The organism is Coprococcus sp. BIOML-A2 (assembly GCF_009875795.1).
In the GTDB taxonomy this organism is placed as follows: domain Bacteria; phylum Bacillota; class Clostridia; order Lachnospirales; family Lachnospiraceae; genus Coprococcus; species Coprococcus aceti.
Genome location: NZ_WWSI01000001.1, coordinates 515,828 through 536,730 on the forward strand (window position 1 = coordinate 515,828; position 20,903 = coordinate 536,730).

The following is a 20,903-nucleotide window of genomic DNA, read 5'->3' on the forward strand; positions in this document are numbered from 1 at the left end:
CTATGCCCGATAATCCTTCTTTTCAGGAGATAGACGGACTTTTTAACCGTTTTCATAGCGAATTTGAAGCTATCGTTATGGATATGCTCGGTGATAAGGTCAGCTATAATCTTCTGAGCTGCGTTTTCTGCGATCTCGATGAAACGCAGGAGGAGTATCACAACAAGCTCTCAGAGCTTTACGGAAAGGATGGTGAGGACAATGGCTAAGACTATCGTTACGCAGTTTGGCGAGTTCCTGAACTATGCCAACATCGTGAAGATCGGCGTTGAAACAAATTGGGATGATGCCGAAATTGACGAGGAAAACGGCACGATCAAGCCCGATTTTGAAATGATCGGCACGGATACCGCTGGCAACAAGATTCCTATGGGTATCTATGACACGCCCGATGAAGCAGATAATGCACTCAAAGCCCTTCATGACTGGCTTTCGACCGAGGCGTATGCCGTTTATGAGATCACGGGCGGTGATGCGTAATGCCGTCCGACTACGAAAGCGGTGCTAAGAAAACCATAGATATTTCGATCAAGGCGGAGAAACTGACCGCCGATGTGCTGAAATCTGCCTTGCAGGAGTTTATGTCGGGTAAGGCGGAGAAAAAGGGACGAATGACCTACAAGCAGTTGCAGGCGAAGTCCCCGTCCAAGCTCGACAGCATTGAGGTTTCAGACCGGAATATCGGTGATTTCCTGAAAACCGCACGAAAATACGATGTGGATTTTGCTCTGAAAAGAGATAAAAGCACCCAGCCGCCTACCTATCATGTTTTCTTCTCCGCTGCTAAAACGGAGAATTTCAAGAGAGCATTTTCGGAGTATCTCGGCAAGGGACAGGGCAAATCGCAGAAGCGCGGCGAGTTTACCCGTGAGCAGATGCACCAGCAGGCTCAGAAGGTGGCAAACAGACCTCGTAAACAGAAACAGAGAGAGAAAAACCGTGCGAAGAATCGCACATAGGAGAACAGACGTTGATCTATGACTACTTCAAGTCCGCACCCGTTCCACGGGCAAGGGGCGATGATATTTTTACGGCAGACTTTTGTGCCGATAACTGCGGAAAGGATAAGACTGCGTATTGCAGCTTAACACCAGAAAGCTCAAAAAGCTGATCATCAAGGCTGTTCCCTATGTAGCTTTCTCTTATGTGGGCAACCTGATCGGCTTTGCGTACCGAACCGCTGAGGGCAATGGATTTCAGGAAAAGCTCCTGCCCTTTATGAGCAATCTCGGTGTGGCGTTTGCACGAATCTTTCCCAGTTTACACCCGTTTGATCTTCTTTTCGGCTTGGTTCTTGCGGGTGTAATGAGGTTAGTCCTCTATGTCAAGTCGAAAAACAAGAAGAAATTCCGTCAGGGAGAGGAGTACGGCTCTGCCGTATGGGGCGGTGAAAAGGATATTGAGCCGTATATGGACTGCTCAAATCCCGATAACAACGTCATTCTCACGAAAACGGAATCTCTGACTATGGGCAAGCCCTCTGAACCGAAGTATGCGAGAAATAAAAATATCCTCGTTATCGGCGGTTCAGGTTCAGGTAAAACGCGCTTTTTCGTGAAGCCGAACCTGATGCAAATGCACTCCTCCTATGTAGTTACCGATCCGAAGGGAACGGTTTTGGTCGAGTGCGGAAAAATGCTTGCACGGGGCCGCCCAGCGCGCGGCAAAAACGGCGAGGTGCTGTATACAGTGGACAAGGACGGCAAGAGACAGATTGTTTATGAGCCGTATAAGATCAAGGTGTTCAACACCATTGATTTTGCAAAGTCGATGCACTACAACCCGTTTGCGTACATCAGCGAAAAGAACCGTGAAAAAGACATTCTGAAATTCGTCGAGGTCTTGATAAAAAACACTTCTTCCTCTCAGCAGCCGTCCGGCGATGACTTTTGGGTAAAAGCCGAAAAGCTCCTGTACACGGCATATATCGCTCTTATCTTTGCGATGTATGATCCTGAACAATGGAATTTTGAAACGCTTATTGATATGATAAACGCTTCGGAATGCCGTGAGGACGATGAGGAGTTCAAGAATGCGATAGACCTTGAATTTGAAATTGTAGAGTGTTGGCTGAACGGTACAGAGCATAGTGATCCCGAAGTAATGGCAGACTATGCCGATCTTTTTGAAACAGAACCCGATGCCGAACAACGGCGCTTGGGTGCTTTTGCACTCAAACAATTCAAGGCGTATAAGCTCGCTGCCGGTGTTGTATGCTCTAAAAGACTTCTTAATCAAGCAGTTGGGAAGTCTCTTAGAACACACAACCTAAAACCGAAGAAAGGAGCGCAAGTTATGAGAAAAAACGAGAAAATCACAGCTCTGTACGAGCGACTGAGCCGTGATGACTTTGGCAAAGATGATGACCAACAGCGTGAGAGCAATTCCATTTCCAATCAAAAGGCTATGTTGGAGGAGTTCGCCGCACGGCAGGGCTTTACAAACATTGTCCATTTCACGGACGATGGCATTAGCGGCACTTGCTTTGACCGTCCCGGATTTTTGGCAATGATGAAAGAGGTTGAAGCCGGGAATGTGGAGTATCTGTGTATCAAGGACATGAGCCGCATGGGTCGTGACTATCTGAAAGTCGGTCAGATTATGGAAATCCTGCGTCAGCGTGGCGTTCGCCTTATCGCCATCAATGACGGCGTGGACAGCGCCAGAGGTGACGATGATTTTACCCCTTTCCGCAACATTATGAACGAGTATTACGCCAGAGACACCAGCCGTAAAATCCGTTCCACTTTCCAGTCCAAAGGCAAGTCCGGCAAGCACCTCACAGGCACAGTCATTTACGGCTATCTCTGGAACGAAGCCAGAGACCAATGGTTGGTTGACCCCGAAGCCGCAGAGGTGGTCAAGCGCATCTTTGCCATGACGATTGAGGGCTACGGTCCGTATCAGATCGCCAGCAAACTGAAATCGGAAAAGGTGCTTATTCCGTCTGCTTACCTTGCCCAACACGGCGAGGGCGTGAACAAAAACAAGACTTTCAAAGATGTGTACGGCTGGGGTTCTTCCACCATCTGCAACATTCTTGAAAAGCGTGAGTATCTGGGACACACCATCAATTTCAAGACCCGAAAGCACTTCAAGGACAAAAAAAGCCATTATGTCCCGGAGGACGAATGGACGATTTTCGAGAATACCCATGAAGCTATCATTGACCAGCAGACCTTTGACCTTGTGCAGAAAATCCGTGGGAATGTCAGACGCTACCCGGACGGCTGGGGCGAAGCAGCTCCCCTCACAGGCTTGCTTTATTGTGCCGATTGCGGCGGCAAGATGTATGTCCACCGTACCAACAACGGCAAGCGTATTTCTCAATATACCTGTTCCCAATACAGCAAAGTCCCAGTTGGAAAGCTCTGCACGACACAGCACCGTATCAATGAAGATGTGGTACTGTCCCTTGTTTCCGAAATGCTCAAAGCTATTGCCGAGTATGCCAAGCATGACCGAGCCGAGTTTGTCCGTGTGGTGCAGGAAGCGCAGTCCAGCCAGCAGACGGCAGAGGTCAGAAAACAGCGCACACGCCTTGCCACAGCAAAGCAGAGAGTTTCCGAGCTGGAAGTCCTGCTCTGCAAAATCTATGAGGACAACATTTTAGGCAAGCTGTCCGACAGCAGATACGCCACTCTGGACGCTCAATACGAAAAGGAACAGTCCGAGCTTACCGCTGAAATCTCTGTTCTGGAAAAGGCTGTCAAGAGCTATGAGAAGCACGAAAAGGACGCTGACCGTTTTATCGCTCTGATCGACAAATATGAGAACTTCGACAAGCTGACCATTGCCATGCTCAACGAGTTTATCGAGAAAATCCTTGTGCATGAGCGTGACCGCAAAGGCAGTATACAGACCACACAGGAGGTCGAGATTTACTTCAATTTTGTTGGGCGATTTGTTCCCCCGGCGTTTGGAGAAGTGGAGCTGACCCCGGAAGAATTAGAGGAAATCCGCAAACGTGAGGAACGCAAGGACAGGCTTCATCAGAACTACTTGAAGCGGAAAGCCAGCGGAGCGCAGAAGCGATACGAGGACAAAATCAAGAAGCGGAAAAAGGCAGAAATCGAAGCCAAGAAAGCCGCCATTCGTGCGGAGGATATTGCAAAGGGCGTGTTCGTCCCGGTCAGCAGTTTACCGCAGAGAGAGCCGATGAAAGGAGTACAAACAGCATGAATATCACTTACACACAGAACGGCGATTATCTTATCCCAAACATCATTATCCGCAAGACCAAGCCCCTCGGACACTACGGCAGACTTCGCAAGGCGTATCTGGAAATGCACCGTCCGATACTGTTCAATGAGCTGGTGCTATCCGACAAGCTCTTTGAGCATTGCGCCGAGATTGACGAAACAGCACGAAACCGCATGGAGCTGATCGTGCGGTCACTGGCAGAGCAAAACGGCGTGACCGAGCAACTGAAAGCCGAAAACCAAATGGAATGGGTGCGGCAGATGAACGCTTGCAAGGCACAGGCAGAGGAGATTGTGAAAGTGGAATTGATTTATGATTGAGCGAGGAAGTCCGGGCAGAAAACTGTTCGGACTTTTCTCATGTAGTCCAAAGTTACGGTAGAATTGTTCACGAGTTTTATGGTACAATTTATGCGAATAAAGAAAACGGAAAATTAGAATCTAACAAGAGAATGTGGTTGTATGAAAAAATCCATATTAGTATTTTGGGCAATCGTGTGTCTGTTACCTATTCAAAGGAGGTTTAAGAATTTCAAATGAAACATATAAGAAATATATTGCTGTTGATTACGATTATTTTTGCTTTTGTTATGCAAGCTGAAGTATATCAAAATATGCTCTGGAACTTTAATGGTGCTTATTATTTATCGTCCAGATACACAACTACCAATGACGATATGGATTCATTTTTAGCCAATGCAGAAGATACAGCTGAGAAGCATGGTGTTCATATTTTTTCGACCTTTAATCAGAGAGTTTCTAATTATCAGACAAGACTTTATATTTATGGTGATGATACCGTTGTTCGGGATAGTCTTAAAAGCACAATGGATATTGAGGAAAAAACATATACGGCTTTGATAGGCGGAATCACCGTAATAGAATTTGAAGATTTTAGAGAAGCAAAAAACACAGGCAATGGACAGGAAATAATGGTCAGCTATATCGGTGACGATGATGACATTATTGCCACATATCAAGATTTGGCAAAAGAATATTCTATATCGCAGCCAGAGTTTTGGCAATCAACCGAAACTGATATGATGTTCATTGTTTGGGGCCTGGTTGCCATATTGATGATTGTACTTAATATGATTGAGGTGATACGCAGACAAAAGGAAGTAGTTGTACGAGCTTCTCTGGGCGAAAATGCTGCTGTGATTGCTCTAAAAGCTGTAGTGGCTGATATGATTTCATATGCTGCATTATTCGTCTTAGCAAAGTTGCTTGTTTCTCAATTTATATCGGGAGCGTATGAAGATCATCTCATTTTGGCAGTGTATTGTGCCGGAGCAGTTCTTTCCGTAATTCCTTATGCTGCTTTTGTCCGCTTTGATGTAAAAAAAGCCTTTGCCAATGCTTCAGATAAAAAAGGTATGTTTTATCTTCTGAACGGTCTTAAAGTATTTGCTACTGCTATGACAATTTTTACAATAACTACAAATCTCAGTAGCATTCAAGGTAATTTACTTACAAACACGACTCTTTTAGAAAATCATTATAATGATTATTATTTTGGAGTTATGCAGATTGAACCTCCTTTTGAAGAAAATGAGGAGGAATCCAAAGAGAGCAAATTTTGGAATGACCTTTACGAAAATGAATACAACACTATAAATCCGGTGGTCTGCATAGGCAGCCGGATAAGCGATACGGATAATTATATTTTTGTAAATCATAATGCCAGAGATATGCTACAAGGGTTTTCTGATATGCTTACTGAAGATGATGAAAAAGAGGATATCGTGGTCTTCGTGCCAAAGGGAAGAAATGCGGAATCATACAAAGATATCGCAAAAGAGGAAATTGGCTCTCTTACCCAAAATGCAGAAGAACTGCGTGTTGTTTATAAAGAATATTCTGGCAGAGAGCAATTTTATTATCTCAATTCGAACAGAGAAGAGGCTATTGACGGATTGTCAAGAGTAACAAATCCGATTGTGATTTATCAGGCAAATGAGGCTGTTGCTTTAAATGGAAGTTATATCGAAACAGGAACATATAATGGTGAGGTAATCTACGGATGCGATGAAAGCACAATTCGTAATGCTGCGAAAAAATATGCAGAACAGCTTGGTTCACACTATTTTATGCTGACGAATGTCGGAGAGGATTACATTTATAGTCATAGTTTCCTTGTAAAATTGATTAGCTTTATAAGCTCTCTTTGCGTATTAGTATTGCTGTTAGATATAGCTATCATCGTATCTGAAGCGAAAATGGAATTTAGACTTAGCTCTATGGAAATCTCCCTCAAAAAGGTTTTAGGTTATAGCTTTTATGAAAGGCACAAAAGATTTATTTCCGTTAATCTCATAGAAAATATAGCCGTTGTGATATTGATTTGCATTGTTTCGATTTTTATATCTAACGCAAGTGTCGGGATTGCTTTACTGATTGGATCATTGCTCACCATTATTGAAATGGCAATCATTTTCACAAATATTATGTGGGTTGAAAAAACAAATATCTCAAAGTCATTGAAGGGAGGATGTTTATGATTATAATTCGTGGCTTAAATAAAGCATTTGGAGAGAAAATAATTTTCTCCAACTTTAATTTGGAAATTCCGGATGGAAGTTTTGTAGTAATCAGCGGGGATAGCGGCAGTGGAAAAAGCACTTTGCTCAATATGATTGGTGGTATCGAAAAGCCGGATAGCGGCAGTATCATAATCGAAGGGCTGAATATTACCCGGCTTAAAAATAAAAACAGTTTTTTTGCGGATACAGTGGGGTTTCTTTTTCAGAATTTTGCACTGCTTGAAAATAAGACAGTTAAAGAAAATTTAAGTTTGATTAAAAAATCAAGCCGAACTAAAGTATCACTTAAAGAAGCTCTTAATCGTGTGGGGTTATCAAAGGAAGTTAACAAAAAAGTTTATCAGCTTTCCGGTGGTGAACAACAGAGAGTTGCTTTAGCTCGTCTTATGATGAAAAAATGTTCTGTTGTTTTGGCAGATGAACCTACTGGCTCACTTGACAAGAAAAATAGAGATATTGTTATGAGGTTATTGCACGAACTCAATGAAGAAGGTAAAACGGTTATCATTGTTACCCACGATCAGGGTATTATTGAAGATGAATCTTATGTTGTGAAAATCTGAGAGTACCTCTTAGAAATGTCTTGATCTACATTTTATGTAATTTGGGTCAGAAGAAAATCCCTTTAGGAACTAAAGGGCGCACTTCTATACTCTCCTATCGGGAGTATGTGCGTCCTGCGGAGCTTCATTCCCGGTCAGCAGAAGAAAACTGCACGACCGAGAATGTTGCGTCACTTTGTTCCGTCAAGGTGGCTACACCCCCTTGCGCCGCTAAAGCGACTATCCCCTGTGTACTTGCCGTCCGCAAACAGCATGAAATGCTGTTCGCCGCCAGCAAGTTTGGAAAAATAAATACCGAAAATCAGACCGTTGACTGGTCGCAATGTGCGAAAAGTTGACGGTCTTTTTTATCCCAAAAATCAAAAAAGGAGGTCAATCACAATGACAAAACCGAAAACCCTCGATCAGCTTCGAGCCGAAAAGGAACGGGCCGAGACGCAGCTTGCACAGGAACAGCACAAGCTCAACCGTCTTGAGAACAGAAAGAAATATCTGGAGAAAGGCGAAAGGCAGCAACGCACCCATCGTCTTTGCAATCTGGGCGGCACGATTGAGAGCCTTGCCCCGGAGGTCAAAGATCTCACACGCACCGAAATGACAGAGCTGATGGAACACATCTTTTCCCTGTCCGAAGTCCAGCGAGCCGTCCGTCACATGGCGATTACTCACACCAACCAAGCGAACAGAGAAAAGGAGTTGAAAGCCGATGGCACTATTTCATCTAAGCGTCACGCAGACTAAGCGAAGCGCAGGACAGTCCGCTATTGCTTCTGCCGCCTACCGTGCCGGGGAGCGATTGTATAGCGAGTATTACGGCGAATACAGCGACTACACCCGCAAGGGCGGCGTGATCTGCTCCGATATTCTCCTGCCGTCCCATGCCCCGCCAGAATACGCAGACCGCCAGACCCTATGGAACGCCGTGGAAAAAGCCGAGCGTGGAAAGAACGCCCAGCTCGCATACAGCTTTGACATTGCCTTGCAGAATGAATTTTCCCTTGAGGAAAACATCGCTCTTGCAAGGCAATTTTTATTGGAGAACTTTGTGAGCCGGGGCATGGTGGTTGACTTCGCCGTACACCAGCCAGACCGGGAGGATGGCGGCATACCCAATCCACATTTTCATGTGCTTTGCCCCATCCGTCCCATTGAGCAGAACGGCAAATGGGGACTAAAGCAACGCCGGCTGTATGAGCTGGACGAGGACGGCAACCGTATCCGGGACGCAGATGGAAACTTTGTGTTTAACGCCGTCCCCACTACCGACTGGGGCATTCCCGAAACGCTGGAATACTGGCGGCAGACATGGGCGGAGCTATGCAATGGCAAGTTTGCGGAAAAGGGGCTTGACGTTCGTATCGACCACCGAAGCTATGAGCGTCAGGGCGTGGAGCTTCTTCCCACCGTCCACGAGGGCGCAACCGTCCGGGCAATGGAGAAGAAAGGCATACGCACCGAGAAGGGCGAGTTCAACCGCTGGATCAAGGCAACCAATGCCGTTATCCGGGACATCAAGAAGAAAATCGCTCTCCTGTTCGATTGGATTGCCGAAGCAAAAGCAGAGCTTGCCAAGCCGCAGGCACCCGACCTTGTTTCTCTGCTGAACGCCTATTACACCCAGCGCAGAGCCGGGGCGTATTCGCAGAAAGGCAAGGTCAGCAATCTAAAGGAGATGAACGAGACTTTCAATTATCTCCGGGCAAACGGCATTTACTCCCTTGAAGATTTGGAAAGCCGTGTCAGCGAACACAGTGCTGCCACAGAGAGCTTGAAGAAAACGCTGGACGAACAGACTGCCCGAATGAAAGCAATTAAGCAGCTCTATGACAGCTCCGCTGCTTTCCAGAGCTTGAAGCCTGTCTATGACGGCTTGCAGAAAATCAAGTTTGAGAAGCCCAGAGCCAAGTACAAGGCAGAGCATGAAGCGGAACTGAAACAGTTCTACGCCGCCAGACGAAAGCTGACCGGGGAGTTCCCAGACGGCAAGGTGGATATGAAAAAGCTGTCCGACGAGTATGACGAGCTGGAACAGGCGCACAACACCACCTATGGCGAGTTTAAGACCGTCAGAGACGATTTACACCGCCTTTGGAAGGTCAAGTCATGTGTAGATACTGCCGCCCGATTTAACGAGCGTACAGAGGAACAAAAGCTCCAAAATCGACCCCAAACACGACAGAAAAAGGAGGAACTATCCCGATGAATTACACCCAAGCACAGATTGACCGGGCAAACGCCGTCAGTCTGGAAGATTTTCTCCGCACACAGGGAGAGACACTTATCAAAAGCGGACGGGAATACCGCTGGAAAGAACATGACAGCCTGACCGTCCGGGGAAACAAGTGGTTTCGCCACAGCCAGAGCAAGGGCGGCTATCCCATTGATTTTGTCATGGAGTTTTACGGCAAGTCCTTTCCCGAAGCTGTCCAGCTCCTGACCGGCGAAAGCGGCGAAGGACAGACCGAAGCCACCACAGCACCGCCCACAGCGTTTCACTTGCCCTTGCACAACAGGACAGCCGACAGAGCAATCCAATATCTCACAGAAAACCGAGGTCTCAACAAAACGCTTGTTGAGGCTTTTCTTCTTTCCGGGGATATTTACGAGGACGCAAAGCGGCACAATGTTGTGTTTGTCGGCAGAGACCGAAACGGCACACCGAGATATGCCCATGTGCGAGGAACGGCAGACACATTCAGACAGGATATTACCGGGTCTGACAAGTCCTATCCGTTCCGCTATGAGGGCAACAGCAACCAGCTCTTTGTCTTTGAAGCGCCAATAGACCTGTTATCATTCATCTGCCTTTATCCGCAGGATTGGCAGACAAGAAATTATCTTGCCCTGGGCGGCGTTTCGGGCAAAGCCCTTGACAGTTTCCTTTCTGAACGCAAGGACACCCGAAAAGTGTTCCTCTGCCTTGACAGCGACGCCGCAGGAAGTGAAGCCTGCTTCCGACTGGCGCAGGACATTCCCAGCGAGATCGCCGTCATGCGCCTTGTCCCGGCAAGGAAAGACTGGAACGATGTTCTCCGTCAGCAAGGGGACATTCCCAGCCGCAAATTCATAGCCGAGACAATCACGCTGCGAGAGCTGCCCACCGCCCAGCCTGTCCCAATGCTCCGTATGGCAGATGTGGAGCTGACGAGCGTGGATTGGCTATGGTTTCCGTATATCCCCTTTGGAAAGCTGACCATCATACAGGGCAACCCCGGCGAGGGCAAGACCTACTTTGCTATGCGCCTTGCGGCGGCTTGCACCAATCGAAAGCCTTTACCCGGTATGGGGACACTTGAGCCTTTCAATATCATCTATCAGACCGCCGAGGACGGTCTGGGCGATACCGTTAAGCCCCGGCTGATGGAAGCGGACGCAGACCTTGAAAGAGTACTTGTCATTGACGATAGAGACACGCCGCTGACCCTTGCTGATGAGCGCATCGCAAGAGCAATCCGAGAGAACAACGCAAGGCTGGTTATCATTGACCCGGTGCAGGCGTTTCTGGGCGCAGATGTGGACATGAACCGGGCAAATGAAGTCCGTCCCATCTTCCGCAGTCTGGGAGACATTGCACAGGCTACCGGGTGCGCTATCGTGCTGATCGGACACCTGAACAAAGCCGCAGGAACACAAAGCACCTATCGGGGATTAGGGTCTATCGACATTACGGCGGCAGTCCGCAGTCTGCTTTTTATCGGCAAGCTGAAGGACAGCCCCACAACGAGGGTGCTGATCCATGAGAAAAGCTCCCTTGCGCCGCCCGGACAGTCCCTTGCCTTTTCTCTGGGAGACGAGAAAGGTTTTGAATGGATAGGGGCTTATGACATTACCGCTGACGAGCTTCTTGCCGGGACGGACACCGCCAAGACCGAGAGCAAGACCGCACAGGCGCAAATGCTCATTCTGGAACTGCTTGCAGACGGAAAGCGTATGCCGAGCGCAGAGCTGGAAAAGGCAGTCAATGAGCGTGGGATTTCCTCACGCACCATGAGAACGGCAAAGAGCCGTATCGGGGACAGACTTGTGACCGAGAAAGACGGCACAGCATGGGTCTGCTATCTCCGAGACTAACAACAGGAACAAGGCAAGCGTGGCAAAGACGGCAAGGTTTTTATAGATACCTTAATGTTGCCGCCTTGCCTTCTTCCCTCATACCGACACCGCCCGATGATGAACAGTCACCGGGCATTTTTCATTTACAGGAGGATTTTGAATGAACAATACCGCAACCAACAGCACCCCTTGCCCGACTGTCAGAAAGCAGATCGGCAAGACAACCTATATCGTCCGTGTCCATTTCAGCCAGACCGCAAAAGAGACGATGGAGGACAAAATCAAGCGTCTGCTCCGTGAGGAAGTCCGCAAAATGTGACTTCTTTTTGAATTTGATGAAAAAGTCCTTGACTTTTCGTCTCTGGCAAAACGGCTAAGTCTATCCTAATTAGCTGTTCGACACGACTCGCGCCTTTTGCAATAGATGAGGTTTTGGAGATCACCTCCTACGATGAGCTGCACCTCGACAAGCTCGGTGACGAGCTGAGTGCGCTTTTCATCATTATCTCCGATACAGATGCCACATTCAACTTCCTTGTAGCGATCATGTATTCCCAGCTTTTCAACCTACTCTGCACCAAAGCAGATAATTCCCCAGGTGGAAAGCTGACCTATCATGTACGCTGTTTGTTAGACGAGTTCGCCAATATTGGCGAAATACCGCAGTTTGAGAAGCTCATTGCGACTATCCGAAGCCGTGAAATATCGGCAAGTATCATCTTGCAAGCTAAGAGCCAGCTAAAGGCTATCTACAAAGACAATGCAGACACGATCGAAGGCAACTGTGATACGATGCTGTTTTTGGGCGGCAAGGAGAAGTCAACATTAAAGGAGATCAGTGAAAGTCTCGGAAAAGAGACAATCGACTCCTTTAATACTTCTACTAACAGAGGTCAGAGTGAAAGCTACGGTATGAACTATCAGAAGCTCGGCAAAGATATGCCATACTTGTTCGTGAAGAGTTCAGTTGCCTTGAATTTATCATGAACAGGGACACGATCAACTGGATTCTGAAAAAACTGAATACAGGAGGTCGAACATGGAGCATTTACCAAAGAAAATCCATCAAAACGGCATCAGCTACACGCTGGTGGGAGAATACTACATCCCCGACCTGAAGCTGCCGGAGGAAAGCCGCCCCATTGGACGGTGGGGCCGGATGCACAAGGCGTTTCTGCAAGAACACCGGCCCGACCAGTACAGCGCCCTGCTTCTGTCGGGAAAACTCTGGACATATCTTGCTGACCTGAACGAACAGGCCGCTGACCGGCTGGCGTGTATCGTCTCGCAGATGCAGGAGGCGGAGGGCGTCACCGAGGAACTGAAAGCCCTTGACCAGCTTGCATGGGTCGGGGCCATGAACAGCATCCGCAGTCGGGCAGAGGAAATCATTCTGTCTGAGATGATTTTTGTCTGAGGGAGGTGGACGCATGATTCTGGAAGAAATGTTTAACGGCAAATTTTATCCCTGCGAAACAGTGGTCGCAGATTCACCGAGATTTAAGCAGGCAGTCAAGGCCAGTGCCGCCCTGATGGACACCTTATCGGAGCGTCTGAGCAAAGAGGACTATGCACTGGTTGAAGAATTGCGGGAGCAGGTGGCAATCGCTCAGTGTGAGGAAAACGAAAGCCACTTCAAATACGGCTTTTCGGTGGGGCTGCTTGTCCAGCAGGAAGCCCATACGCAGGTGTCGCAGAAAGACAAAGAATAGCATCTTCAATAGTGGCTGTTCCCAAACTGGGAACAACCACTACAACAGAATACAGCTTCACGAAAGCCATTTGCCAATCAACCGGCGGATGGCTTTTTTGCCGCTCCCGGATATGGAAATTTTACTTCCGCTTACGTCTGGCCTTGCGGTTGGGCGGGATGGGGCTGGCCTTTCCTCTCATATTGTTGGGGCTTTTGAGCTGCTTGGACAGGCTCAGTATCCGCAGGAACGCCGAGAAGTCCTCCGAAGAAATCTTCTCAAAGGGTATCTGCAACTTATCGCAGAACTCGTGGATCAGCATTTCTGTATCGCTGCCCTGCCCTATGGCCTGCTCAAATTTTTCCTTCACATCATCCAGCGTGGGCTGCGGGTCGGCGGTGGTCTTGTCTTTGCGGTGTGCTTCCCGGATGTCCCGGACGATGCTGTCCAGATCATCGTGCATGACGTGGCTGTAAAAATCGCTTTCCTGCACCTGCCCCAGTTCCAGCGTCCGCATATAGAGGTCATCTTCTCCGGGTGCATACTTGCTCATGACGGTCTGCCGGGTGGCCTCCAACACCAGATTCATCTGCTCCACCCGCATATTGGCGATCTGGTCGATGCAGATTTCCATATCTATCATCAGCCGCCGGAAATTCGGGTGGGTAGCCAGTTCGCAGAGAAGCCGGTTGTTGATTTTGCCGCTGCTCAAAAGTTCCACCATATCATCACTCAGATGCAGAGATTGAAGTTCTGTGTTTGGGTGATTTTTATTTTCCGTCAGCCCCATCAGATAGTCGGTGGACACGCCGTAAAAGTCCGCCAGCGTTGCAATCGCAAACGGGCTGATGTCCTTGTAGTCATCGGTTTCGTATTTTCCCAGCGCGGATTTAGACAGGCCGGTCTGCTCCGCCAGTTGTTCCAGCGTCAGGTGCTTGTCCACCACCCGCAGGTCTTTGAGCCGCTCCGGGATTGTCAGCTTTGCGTACATCCAAAGCCCCCTCTCTCGTTATCGTTTTTCAGTGATTACATCCATTATAGCACGATTCCATAAGCGTGGAAATATGCGGATTTCAAGCGTTTTTCCGACGTTTTGGATATACGGGAAAGGGCCTCTTTTTTCGGTAAACTGGTTCTTGCAGACAGGCACAGAACCTTGAAAATCGAATGACCGGCTGCAAGGGGTATGGCCTCCGGGAAAGTGACGCCAGGACAGAAATCGAGCGCACCAAAGAGGCCGATACGCCGGGAGAAATTCCGGGCAGGAGCGGCTTGCAGGCAGACCGGCGGACAGGAAACAAGTTTATCATGCGGGGCGTATGGCTCCGCAGCAAAGAAATGGAGGAAGTCATTATGACACTGAGTATGAAAGAAAAGAAGATTCTCTACGCTTACGGCTGTCCCAGCCACCACAATACGGTGACACGGCTGAAATGGCTGACGGCCCTGACGGTTGACCCGGAGGCCAAACGCCGGATGCTGGGGCTGGCCCGGAAAGTGGAGACAGAGGTGGATGAAAGCTGGTACGAGGATTTTTACCACCATCTGCGGATGGAGATGGACGAGTACCGCCGTCTCAAGCGCAGCCTGCGTGTGCTGAAATCTTACACTGATTATGAGGAGGATCTGTATGAGGAAGCTGTCTAAGTATGAGAAAGAAACCATCATCAACTGGAACGAGGCGGAGAACCTTGCCAGCATCTACACCTTCAACGCCAGCTTGAAGCGCAGGCTGGCTGATTTCAGCCGGAAGTACCCGCTGCTGTGCCGGTTGGAGCGCAGCACGCCGGAGGGCAGCGTGACCTATGTGCTGGACAAGTCCCGGCTGTCGATCCGGCTGGTGCCGCCGTACAGCGAGGAACGGAAAGCCGCCGCAAGGGAGTACGCAAAGGAGCATGGCTTTCAGGTGGTAGGGGCGGAAGAAAAAATCGCCTGAAATCGGGGCGATTACGGTCAAAATGCCGGGTCTGCACCCGCTGTTTTGACGGGCAATCCCCGCAGGCGTATTCCGTATCCACTTCCCGCCTATGGGCGCAAATGTGCGGATACGGAGCCGGTGAAACTGGCAAACACCGCTTCTGCGGTGGAAGCCAGCTTCGCCGGTGCGGGAGTACAGAGGGCAGCCAGCCCTTTGTGCCGGGGTGCAGGGGCGGCAGCGCACTGCTGGGGTCAAGGGGCAACGCCCATTGGCGGGTTGAGGGTAGCCGCCCCATCGGGTCAAGGGTGAAACGCCTTGCCCAGGGAGAGTTGATGCCTGCGTCAACTCGTACTGGGTATTACCTGACGCAAAATTCGCAGGATTTGCGGCTTCGCCGCCCCTTGCCCGGCCCCAGGACATCTTCGCAGGAAGGAGGAAATCTGTTTGAAACTGACACGACACAATGGGCGCTCCGGCAAGCATGGCACCTATAATCCCCGCCACAATGACCGCCGGTTCGATGTGGAGAACAGCGAACACATTGACGCAGAACGGGCAAAGCAGAATGTCTACTGGGACTGCTACCGGGGCTTTACCACCCATGAGTTCCGGGAGAACCCGGAGCAGCCGGATTTCAGCTTTGAGGAAATTGAGCGGATGTACTACTACGAGCATTACGGCGGCCATGTGGAGGCCCAGAACGCTCGGAATGAGAAAACCCGCCACACCGAGCGCAACCGCACCGTGGAGGACTTGCTGAAAAACAACAAGACCTGCCCGGAGGAAAGCATCTACCAGATCGGCACGCTGGGAGAATCCGTCCCGCCGGATACGCTCTTTTCCATCGTAAATGAGTTTTATGAGGAATTTGAGCGCCGCTTCGGTTCCCATATCCACATCCTGGACTGGGCGCTCCATCTGGACGAGGGGACGCCCCACATCCATGAGCGGCACGTCTTTGACTGTGAGAACCGCTACGGGGAGCTGTGCCCCCAGCAGGAAAAGGCGCTGGAGGAACTGGGCATCCCTCTCCCCAACCCGGAGAAGCCCAAAGGCCGGAACAACAACCGCAAGCAGACCTTTGATGCGGTCTGCCGGACGATCCTGTTTGACATCGCCAGACGGCATGGGCTGCATCTGGATCAGGAGCCGTCCTACGGCGGGCGGGACTATCTGGAAAAACAGGATTATATCCTGATGAAGCAGAAGGAGCAGCTTGCGGCGCAGGAGCAGAAGCTGGAAGAACTGACGCTCAAAATTGAGGATGTGGAGACACTGTTAGATGATGTTTCCGATGCGGCATACGACAAGGCGGTGGAGGTCGTGACCGATACCGTCCGGCAGGAGACGCACAAGGAAGATATTCGTCTGGTGGAGGAATCGAAAAAATGGGTGCTTTCGCCGGAGCGCAAAGCCCCAAAGAAGGAACGTGAGTATGCCGCTGAGCGTCTGGATGGGGTCATTACCAAAATCAAAAACGCCATGCAGCACGCTCTGGCGAAAATCCAGCGGACGCTGATGCAGCCGGAAGTCAAGCAAGCCGGGAAGGAGCAGGTCAAGAAGAAAGCCAAAGAATCCATTATGGATATTCTGGCAAAGGCAAAAATTAACGCTGACCGGGATAACCGGGAGCGTTGGGAACGTGAGGGGCGAATCGCCCCGACCAAAAAGAACGATATAGAGTTGTAAGGCATCTGATTTTCTGTGAAAACCGGATGCCTTTTTCTCTGTCTGGAGGTGAGAAAATCGAATGTATTTGAAGCGGTGAAGCAGGCTGTCCCCACAAGGCAGGCTGCGGAATCTTACGGGGTACGGGTCGGCAGGAACGGGATGGCCTGCTGTCCCTTCCATAATGACAAGCATCCCAGCATGAAGGTTGACCGCCGGTTCCACTGCTTCGGCTGTCAGGCGGACGGGGATGTGATTGATTTTACCGCCCATCTGTTGGGGCTGAGCAGTAAGGAGGCGGCGTTGAAGCTGGCGGAAGATTTCTCGGTCAGCTATGACGCCAAAGGCCATGACCCGCCCCGCAGGAGGCCGGTCAAACGGAAAATCAGCGAGGAACTGCGCTACCGGCAGGCGGAGCAGAAATGTTTCCGGGTGCTGTGCGATTACCTGCACCTGCTGGAACGCTGGGAGAAGGAATATGCCCCGCATACGCCGGAGGAAGCATGGAACCTGCTGTTTGTGGAGGCATTACAGAAAAAGCCTTATATCGAGTATCTGCTGGATATTCTGTTGTCCGGCAGCATGGAGGAACGGGCCTGCGTGGTCGCTGAATACGGAAAAGAGGTGAGGAAGATTGAGCAGCGAATATCAGAGTTTACAGCCAGCCACCCGGCAGGCCGCCATGAGCGCAGCCGAAGCCTTAGCGCCGGAGCGGAGCGTTGACGAGGTGCGGGAAAGCCTCTCTGTCACCGAGAAGGGCCAGCCCGCTAACACCATCGGCAACTGCCGGACGGTGTTCTGCCATGACCCGCTGCTGCGGGACGCCATCCGGCTGAACCTCCTGACTGACCGGGTGGACATCGTGCGGGATTTGGGCTGGCGCAGGAACACCAGCGCCCTGACGGATACGGACGTGAAGTATCTGCTTCTCTATTTTGAGCAGAACTACGGCCTGACCAGCGAGAAGAAAATGACGGCGGCCCTGTCCATCGTGGCGAATGAGAATTGCTACCATCCCATACAGGACGTGCTGAACGGCCTTGTCTGGGACGGGACGCCCCGTATTCGCTCCTGTCTCCATCACTTCTTAGGTGCGGAGGTCAGCGACTATGTGGAGGAAATGCTGAAACACTTCCTGCTGGGGGCTATCCGGCGGGTGTTTTCCCCCGGCTCCAAATATGAGGAAATGCTCTGTCTGGTGGGCGGACAGGGGGCTGGCAAGTCCAGCTTCTTCCGCCTGCTGGCAATCCGTGACGAGTGGTTTAGTGACGATCTGAAAAAGCTGGACGATGACCGGGTGTTTTTGAAACTGCAAGGCCATTGGATCATCGAGATGTCGGAGATGCTGGCCACCAGCAGCGCCAAAAGCATTGAGGAAATCCGCTCGTTCATCAGCCGCCAGAAGGAAACCTACCGCACACCCTATGAGGCCCAGCCCAAAGACCGGCTGCGGCAGTGCGTGTTTGGCGGTTCTTCCAACACGCTGGACTTCCTGCCCCTTGACCGGGCCGGGAACCGGCGTTTCCTGCCGATTATGATTTACCCGGAGAATGCGGAGGTTCACATTTTGGAGGACGAGGACGCTTCCAGAGCCTATCTGTTGCAGGTCTGGGCGGAGGCCATGACGGTTTACCGCAGCGGCCGCTACTCCATGAAATTCAGTAAGTCCATCCAGCGGCAGCTTGTGGAGGTGCAGAAGGATTTCATGCCGGAGGACACGGAGGCCGGGCAGATACAGGGATTTCTGGAACACTACACCGGCAGCATGGTCTGCTCCAAACAGCTGTTCAAGGAGGCGCTGGGCCACACCTATGACGAGCCGAAGCGGTGGCAGCTTCACAATATTAACGAGATCATGAACACGGTGGTGACGGGCTGGAAGCCATTCTCTAATCCGAGGATGTTCGCCGGATACGGCAGGCAGAAGGGCTGGGAACGGGATGCTTCCGGCAACGAACTGCCTGGCAACGAAGATGGATTTGTGGAACTGAGCGAGGAAGAATGCCGTCAGTTGGAGCTTCCGAATGAGTGGATTGCCTGAAAATAGCGGTCTGTTGCCGGGATGGTTGCCGCTTGGTTGCCGGGTTCGTTGCCGGGGATTTCCCTGTCTGGATACGGGAAAAGCCAGTAAATAAGGGATATTTTATGATTTATCTTTATCTCCGGCAACGAAAGCAACGAGATTTTTCAAAAAAATTCACAAAGTAAGATTTACAGGCCAGACGGTAGTTTACAGGTTTTTAGAGGTTCGTTGCCGGACTTCGTTGCCGGTGCTGCCGTCCGGCCTATCTCTCTATGGAGGTAGCCTATGGAAAAAAGCAAAAATCAGAAGAATAAAGTCCGTTTTGTGGTGGTGCGGGAGTTCTCCGGGGAGAAGTCCATGCGGGAAGCCTTTGAGCAGCTCATTGAGCGCCAGACCTGCGAACACTTCGAGGAATGGCGGCATCAGCGGGAAATGGCAGAAAAAGCTGCGTAAAAACGGTTGATTCAGGGACAGGGACATGGTACTATAATGGTATCGTGTCCCTGTTCATAGAAGGAGAACGCTATGAGCAGGAAAAAACAAGTCTATGAGAAAATCACCGCTCTCTACTGCCGTATCTCTCTGGATGACGGCGGCGACAATGAGAGTATGAGCATCAGCAACCAGAAACTCATGCTCCGGGACTTCGCAGAAAAGCATGGGATGTTCCAGTATGAGTATTATGTGGATGACGGCTATACGGGCCGCAACTTCAATCGTCCCTCGTTCCAGCGCATGATCGTTGACATTGAGGCGGGGAAAATCGGCTGCGTCATCACGAAAGACCTATCGAGGCTCGGCAGGAATTATATCGAAGCTGGAAGCTATATCGAAATCTTTTTCCCCAAACACAATGTGCGCTATATCGCCGTCACGGACGGTGTGGACAGCCTGACCCGTCAGGAAATGGACATCACGCCCTTTAAGAATATCCTGAACGATATGTACAGCCGGGATATTTCCAAAAAGGTGCTGGCGGGACGCATGACCCGTTCCCGGCAGGGAAAGTTCTGCGGCGGGCAGCCGCCTCTTGGCCTGATGCGTGACCCGGAGGAAAAAGGTCATTTGATCCTTGACCCGGAAACGGCGCCGGTGATCCGAAAAATCTATGATATGGCACTGGACGGCTGGGGCTGTATGCGGATTGCAAAGCAGCTCATGGAGGATAAAATCCCCATTACCAGAGTAAAGAGCAATACAGAATGTGACGTGAACTACTATTCATGGGGGAGCGCAAGGATCAGCCATATCCTGAGAAATCCCTTTTATAAAGGCGCACATCTTGTCTGCCGGACACACCAGAAAGGCATCCGCTCCAATACCTATGACATTATCCCACGTGAGGATTGGGAAGTCATTGAGGGCTGCCACGAAGCGATTGTGACGCCGGAGGAATGGGAACAGGTGCAGGAAATCATTGACCGCAGGCCAACCATTATGAAAGGCAACGCCTGCCCCTTCTATAACCTGTTCCACGGGCTTGTCTACTGCACCACCTGCGGGAAGTCCATGCAGGTGCGGTATGAAAAGGTCGGCAGAACCGGGAAGAACCGCTTCACCGGCGAGATGCGGGAGCCGATTGACAGGGCATACTATATCTGCCAGACCTACAACCGGCTGGGCAAGAGCGCCTGTACCAGCCACAAGATTGAGGCCAGAGATTTGTACAATCTGGTGCTGAAGGATATACAGGAATTGGCGGAGCAGGCCATGAAGGACGCCGATGCGTTCTACCAACGGCTCAGCAGCCGGATGGAGCGCCGGTATCTGGTGGACGCTTCCCAGACAGAGAAGGAACGGAAACGGCTGGAAGCCCGGAATCAGGAAATTGACGGGATGTTTTTGAGCCTGTACACCGATAAGACCAAAGGCGTCCTGACTGAACAGCGGTTTATGAAGCTGACGGCGGCGCTGGAACAGGAGCAGGAAGCCAACCAGAAGCGCCTGCATGATCTGGCGGTGATGCAGAGCCGGGCGGACGCACAGGAAAGCGAAGTCCGAACCTTTATCAAGGAAATCCGGCGCTATGCCGCCATTGAGGAACTGGACGAGTCCGTACTGAACCGGCTTATCAGCAAAATCCTGATCGGCGAAGTCAAAAAGGTGGACGGTCAGAAGGTGCAGGAAGTCAGGATCGTGTATAACTTTGTCGGGGAAATCCCGGAGATTGCAGCGTAAATAGTTTGCCCCATCTCTCAACCACTGAGGGATGGGGCTTTTGTTGTGGATAAAGCGATTTGTC

At 50.3% G+C, this 20,903-nt stretch carries 21 protein-coding genes and 1 pseudogene; 21 read left to right on the top strand and 1 reads right to left on the bottom strand.

Annotated elements, in window-relative coordinates; all coding sequences use genetic code 11:
• Window positions 1–2: 2 nt before the first annotated feature.
• The 14 genes and pseudogenes from GT575_RS02335 (at window position 3) to GT575_RS02410 (ending at window position 13,073) form a co-directional block, all read left to right on the top strand.
• Window positions 3–209 carry a hypothetical protein gene (locus tag GT575_RS02335; RefSeq protein ID WP_117904608.1) on the top strand — a complete coding sequence of 69 codons (207 nt, stop codon included), beginning with the start codon at window positions 3–5 and terminating at the stop codon, window positions 207–209.
• Window positions 193–480: a hypothetical protein gene (locus GT575_RS02340; RefSeq protein WP_330673355.1), complete on the top strand. Its 288-nt coding sequence runs from the start codon at window positions 193–195 to the stop codon at window positions 478–480. The genes GT575_RS02335 and GT575_RS02340 overlap by 17 nt, the downstream gene beginning before the upstream one ends.
• Window positions 480–959, top strand: coding sequence for a PcfB family protein (locus GT575_RS02345; RefSeq protein WP_117904604.1), 480 nt, complete (start codon window positions 480–482; stop codon window positions 957–959). The genes GT575_RS02340 and GT575_RS02345 overlap by 1 nt, the downstream gene beginning before the upstream one ends.
• Before the next feature lie 259 nt (window positions 960–1,218).
• The gene (locus GT575_RS02350) at window positions 1,219–4,182 is read left to right on the top strand and encodes a DUF4368 domain-containing protein (protein ID WP_161171538.1); all 2,964 of its coding nucleotides are present in this window, start codon (window positions 1,219–1,221) and stop codon (window positions 4,180–4,182) included.
• Window positions 4,179–4,523, top strand: a complete 345-nt coding sequence (locus tag GT575_RS02355; protein WP_002593326.1) for a TnpV protein — start codon at window positions 4,179–4,181, stop codon at window positions 4,521–4,523. The genes GT575_RS02350 and GT575_RS02355 overlap by 4 nt, the downstream gene beginning before the upstream one ends.
• A gap of 215 nt (window positions 4,524–4,738) precedes the next feature.
• On the top strand, window positions 4,739–6,703 hold the full coding sequence (locus GT575_RS02365) for a hypothetical protein (RefSeq protein ID WP_008396273.1): 1,965 nt from the start codon (window positions 4,739–4,741) through the stop codon (window positions 6,701–6,703).
• Window positions 6,700–7,308 carry an ATP-binding cassette domain-containing protein gene (locus tag GT575_RS02370; protein ID WP_044930696.1) on the top strand — a complete coding sequence of 203 codons (609 nt, stop codon included), beginning with the start codon at window positions 6,700–6,702 and terminating at the stop codon, window positions 7,306–7,308. The genes GT575_RS02365 and GT575_RS02370 overlap by 4 nt, the downstream gene beginning before the upstream one ends.
• A gap of 381 nt (window positions 7,309–7,689) precedes the next feature.
• Window positions 7,690–8,049: a DUF3847 domain-containing protein gene (locus GT575_RS02380; protein ID WP_008396269.1), complete on the top strand. Its 360-nt coding sequence runs from the start codon at window positions 7,690–7,692 to the stop codon at window positions 8,047–8,049.
• Window positions 8,015–9,511: a MobQ family relaxase gene (gene mobQ, locus GT575_RS02385; RefSeq protein ID WP_161171413.1), complete on the top strand. Its 1,497-nt coding sequence runs from the start codon at window positions 8,015–8,017 to the stop codon at window positions 9,509–9,511. Before GT575_RS02380 ends, mobQ begins: the two co-directional genes overlap by 35 nt.
• Entirely contained in the window at window positions 9,508–11,379 is a 1,872-nt protein-coding gene (locus GT575_RS02390; protein ID WP_161171414.1) for an AAA family ATPase, read from the top strand. The genes mobQ and GT575_RS02390 overlap by 4 nt, the downstream gene beginning before the upstream one ends.
• A 142-nt stretch (window positions 11,380–11,521) precedes the next feature.
• Window positions 11,522–11,680 (top strand): transposon-encoded TnpW family protein, encoded by a 159-nt coding sequence (locus tag GT575_RS02395; RefSeq protein ID WP_081731980.1) that lies wholly within the window; start codon window positions 11,522–11,524, stop codon window positions 11,678–11,680.
• 41 nt (window positions 11,681–11,721) lie between these two features.
• Window positions 11,722–12,303, top strand: a pseudogene (locus GT575_RS02400) (VirD4-like conjugal transfer protein, CD1115 family); the annotation flags it as partial.
• Window positions 12,304–12,400: 97 nt separating this feature from the next.
• Window positions 12,401–12,778: a TnpV protein gene (locus GT575_RS02405; RefSeq protein ID WP_161171415.1), complete on the top strand. Its 378-nt coding sequence runs from the start codon at window positions 12,401–12,403 to the stop codon at window positions 12,776–12,778.
• 13 nt (window positions 12,779–12,791) lie between these two features.
• Window positions 12,792–13,073 (top strand): DUF6809 family protein, encoded by a 282-nt coding sequence (locus GT575_RS02410; RefSeq protein WP_161171416.1) that lies wholly within the window; start codon window positions 12,792–12,794, stop codon window positions 13,071–13,073.
• A gap of 121 nt (window positions 13,074–13,194) precedes the next feature.
• Here GT575_RS02410 and GT575_RS02415 read toward each other — a convergent pair whose 3' ends face one another.
• On the bottom strand, window positions 13,195–14,043 hold the full coding sequence (locus GT575_RS02415) for a helix-turn-helix domain-containing protein (protein WP_129873171.1): 849 nt from the start codon (window positions 14,041–14,043) through the stop codon (window positions 13,195–13,197).
• 176 nt (window positions 14,044–14,219) lie between these two features.
• Here GT575_RS02415 and GT575_RS15060 point away from each other — a divergent pair, with 176 nt between their 5' ends.
• The 7 genes from GT575_RS15060 (at window position 14,220) to GT575_RS02445 (ending at window position 20,839) form a co-directional block, all read left to right on the top strand.
• Window positions 14,220–14,699 (top strand): hypothetical protein, encoded by a 480-nt coding sequence (locus tag GT575_RS15060; protein ID WP_243147807.1) that lies wholly within the window; start codon window positions 14,220–14,222, stop codon window positions 14,697–14,699.
• Window positions 14,683–14,988: a hypothetical protein gene (locus tag GT575_RS02425; RefSeq protein WP_015544885.1), complete on the top strand. Its 306-nt coding sequence runs from the start codon at window positions 14,683–14,685 to the stop codon at window positions 14,986–14,988. The genes GT575_RS15060 and GT575_RS02425 overlap by 17 nt, the downstream gene beginning before the upstream one ends.
• Before the next feature lie 426 nt (window positions 14,989–15,414).
• Complete coding sequence (locus tag GT575_RS02430; protein WP_161171417.1) at window positions 15,415–16,659, top strand: serine/arginine repetitive matrix protein 2; 1,245 nt, start codon at window positions 15,415–15,417, stop codon at window positions 16,657–16,659.
• Between the two features lie 15 nt (window positions 16,660–16,674).
• A complete protein-coding gene (locus GT575_RS02435) occupies window positions 16,675–17,361 on the top strand; it encodes a CHC2 zinc finger domain-containing protein (protein WP_161171418.1) in 687 nt (228 codons plus the stop codon).
• Window positions 17,321–18,679 (top strand): virulence-associated E family protein, encoded by a 1,359-nt coding sequence (locus GT575_RS02440; protein ID WP_161171540.1) that lies wholly within the window; start codon window positions 17,321–17,323, stop codon window positions 18,677–18,679. The genes GT575_RS02435 and GT575_RS02440 overlap by 41 nt, the downstream gene beginning before the upstream one ends.
• A gap of 267 nt (window positions 18,680–18,946) precedes the next feature.
• Window positions 18,947–19,114 (top strand): hypothetical protein, encoded by a 168-nt coding sequence (locus GT575_RS14870; RefSeq protein WP_009891878.1) that lies wholly within the window; start codon window positions 18,947–18,949, stop codon window positions 19,112–19,114.
• A gap of 72 nt (window positions 19,115–19,186) precedes the next feature.
• Window positions 19,187–20,839 carry a recombinase family protein gene (locus GT575_RS02445; protein WP_161171419.1) on the top strand — a complete coding sequence of 551 codons (1,653 nt, stop codon included), beginning with the start codon at window positions 19,187–19,189 and terminating at the stop codon, window positions 20,837–20,839.
• Window positions 20,840–20,903: the final 64 nt, after the last annotated feature.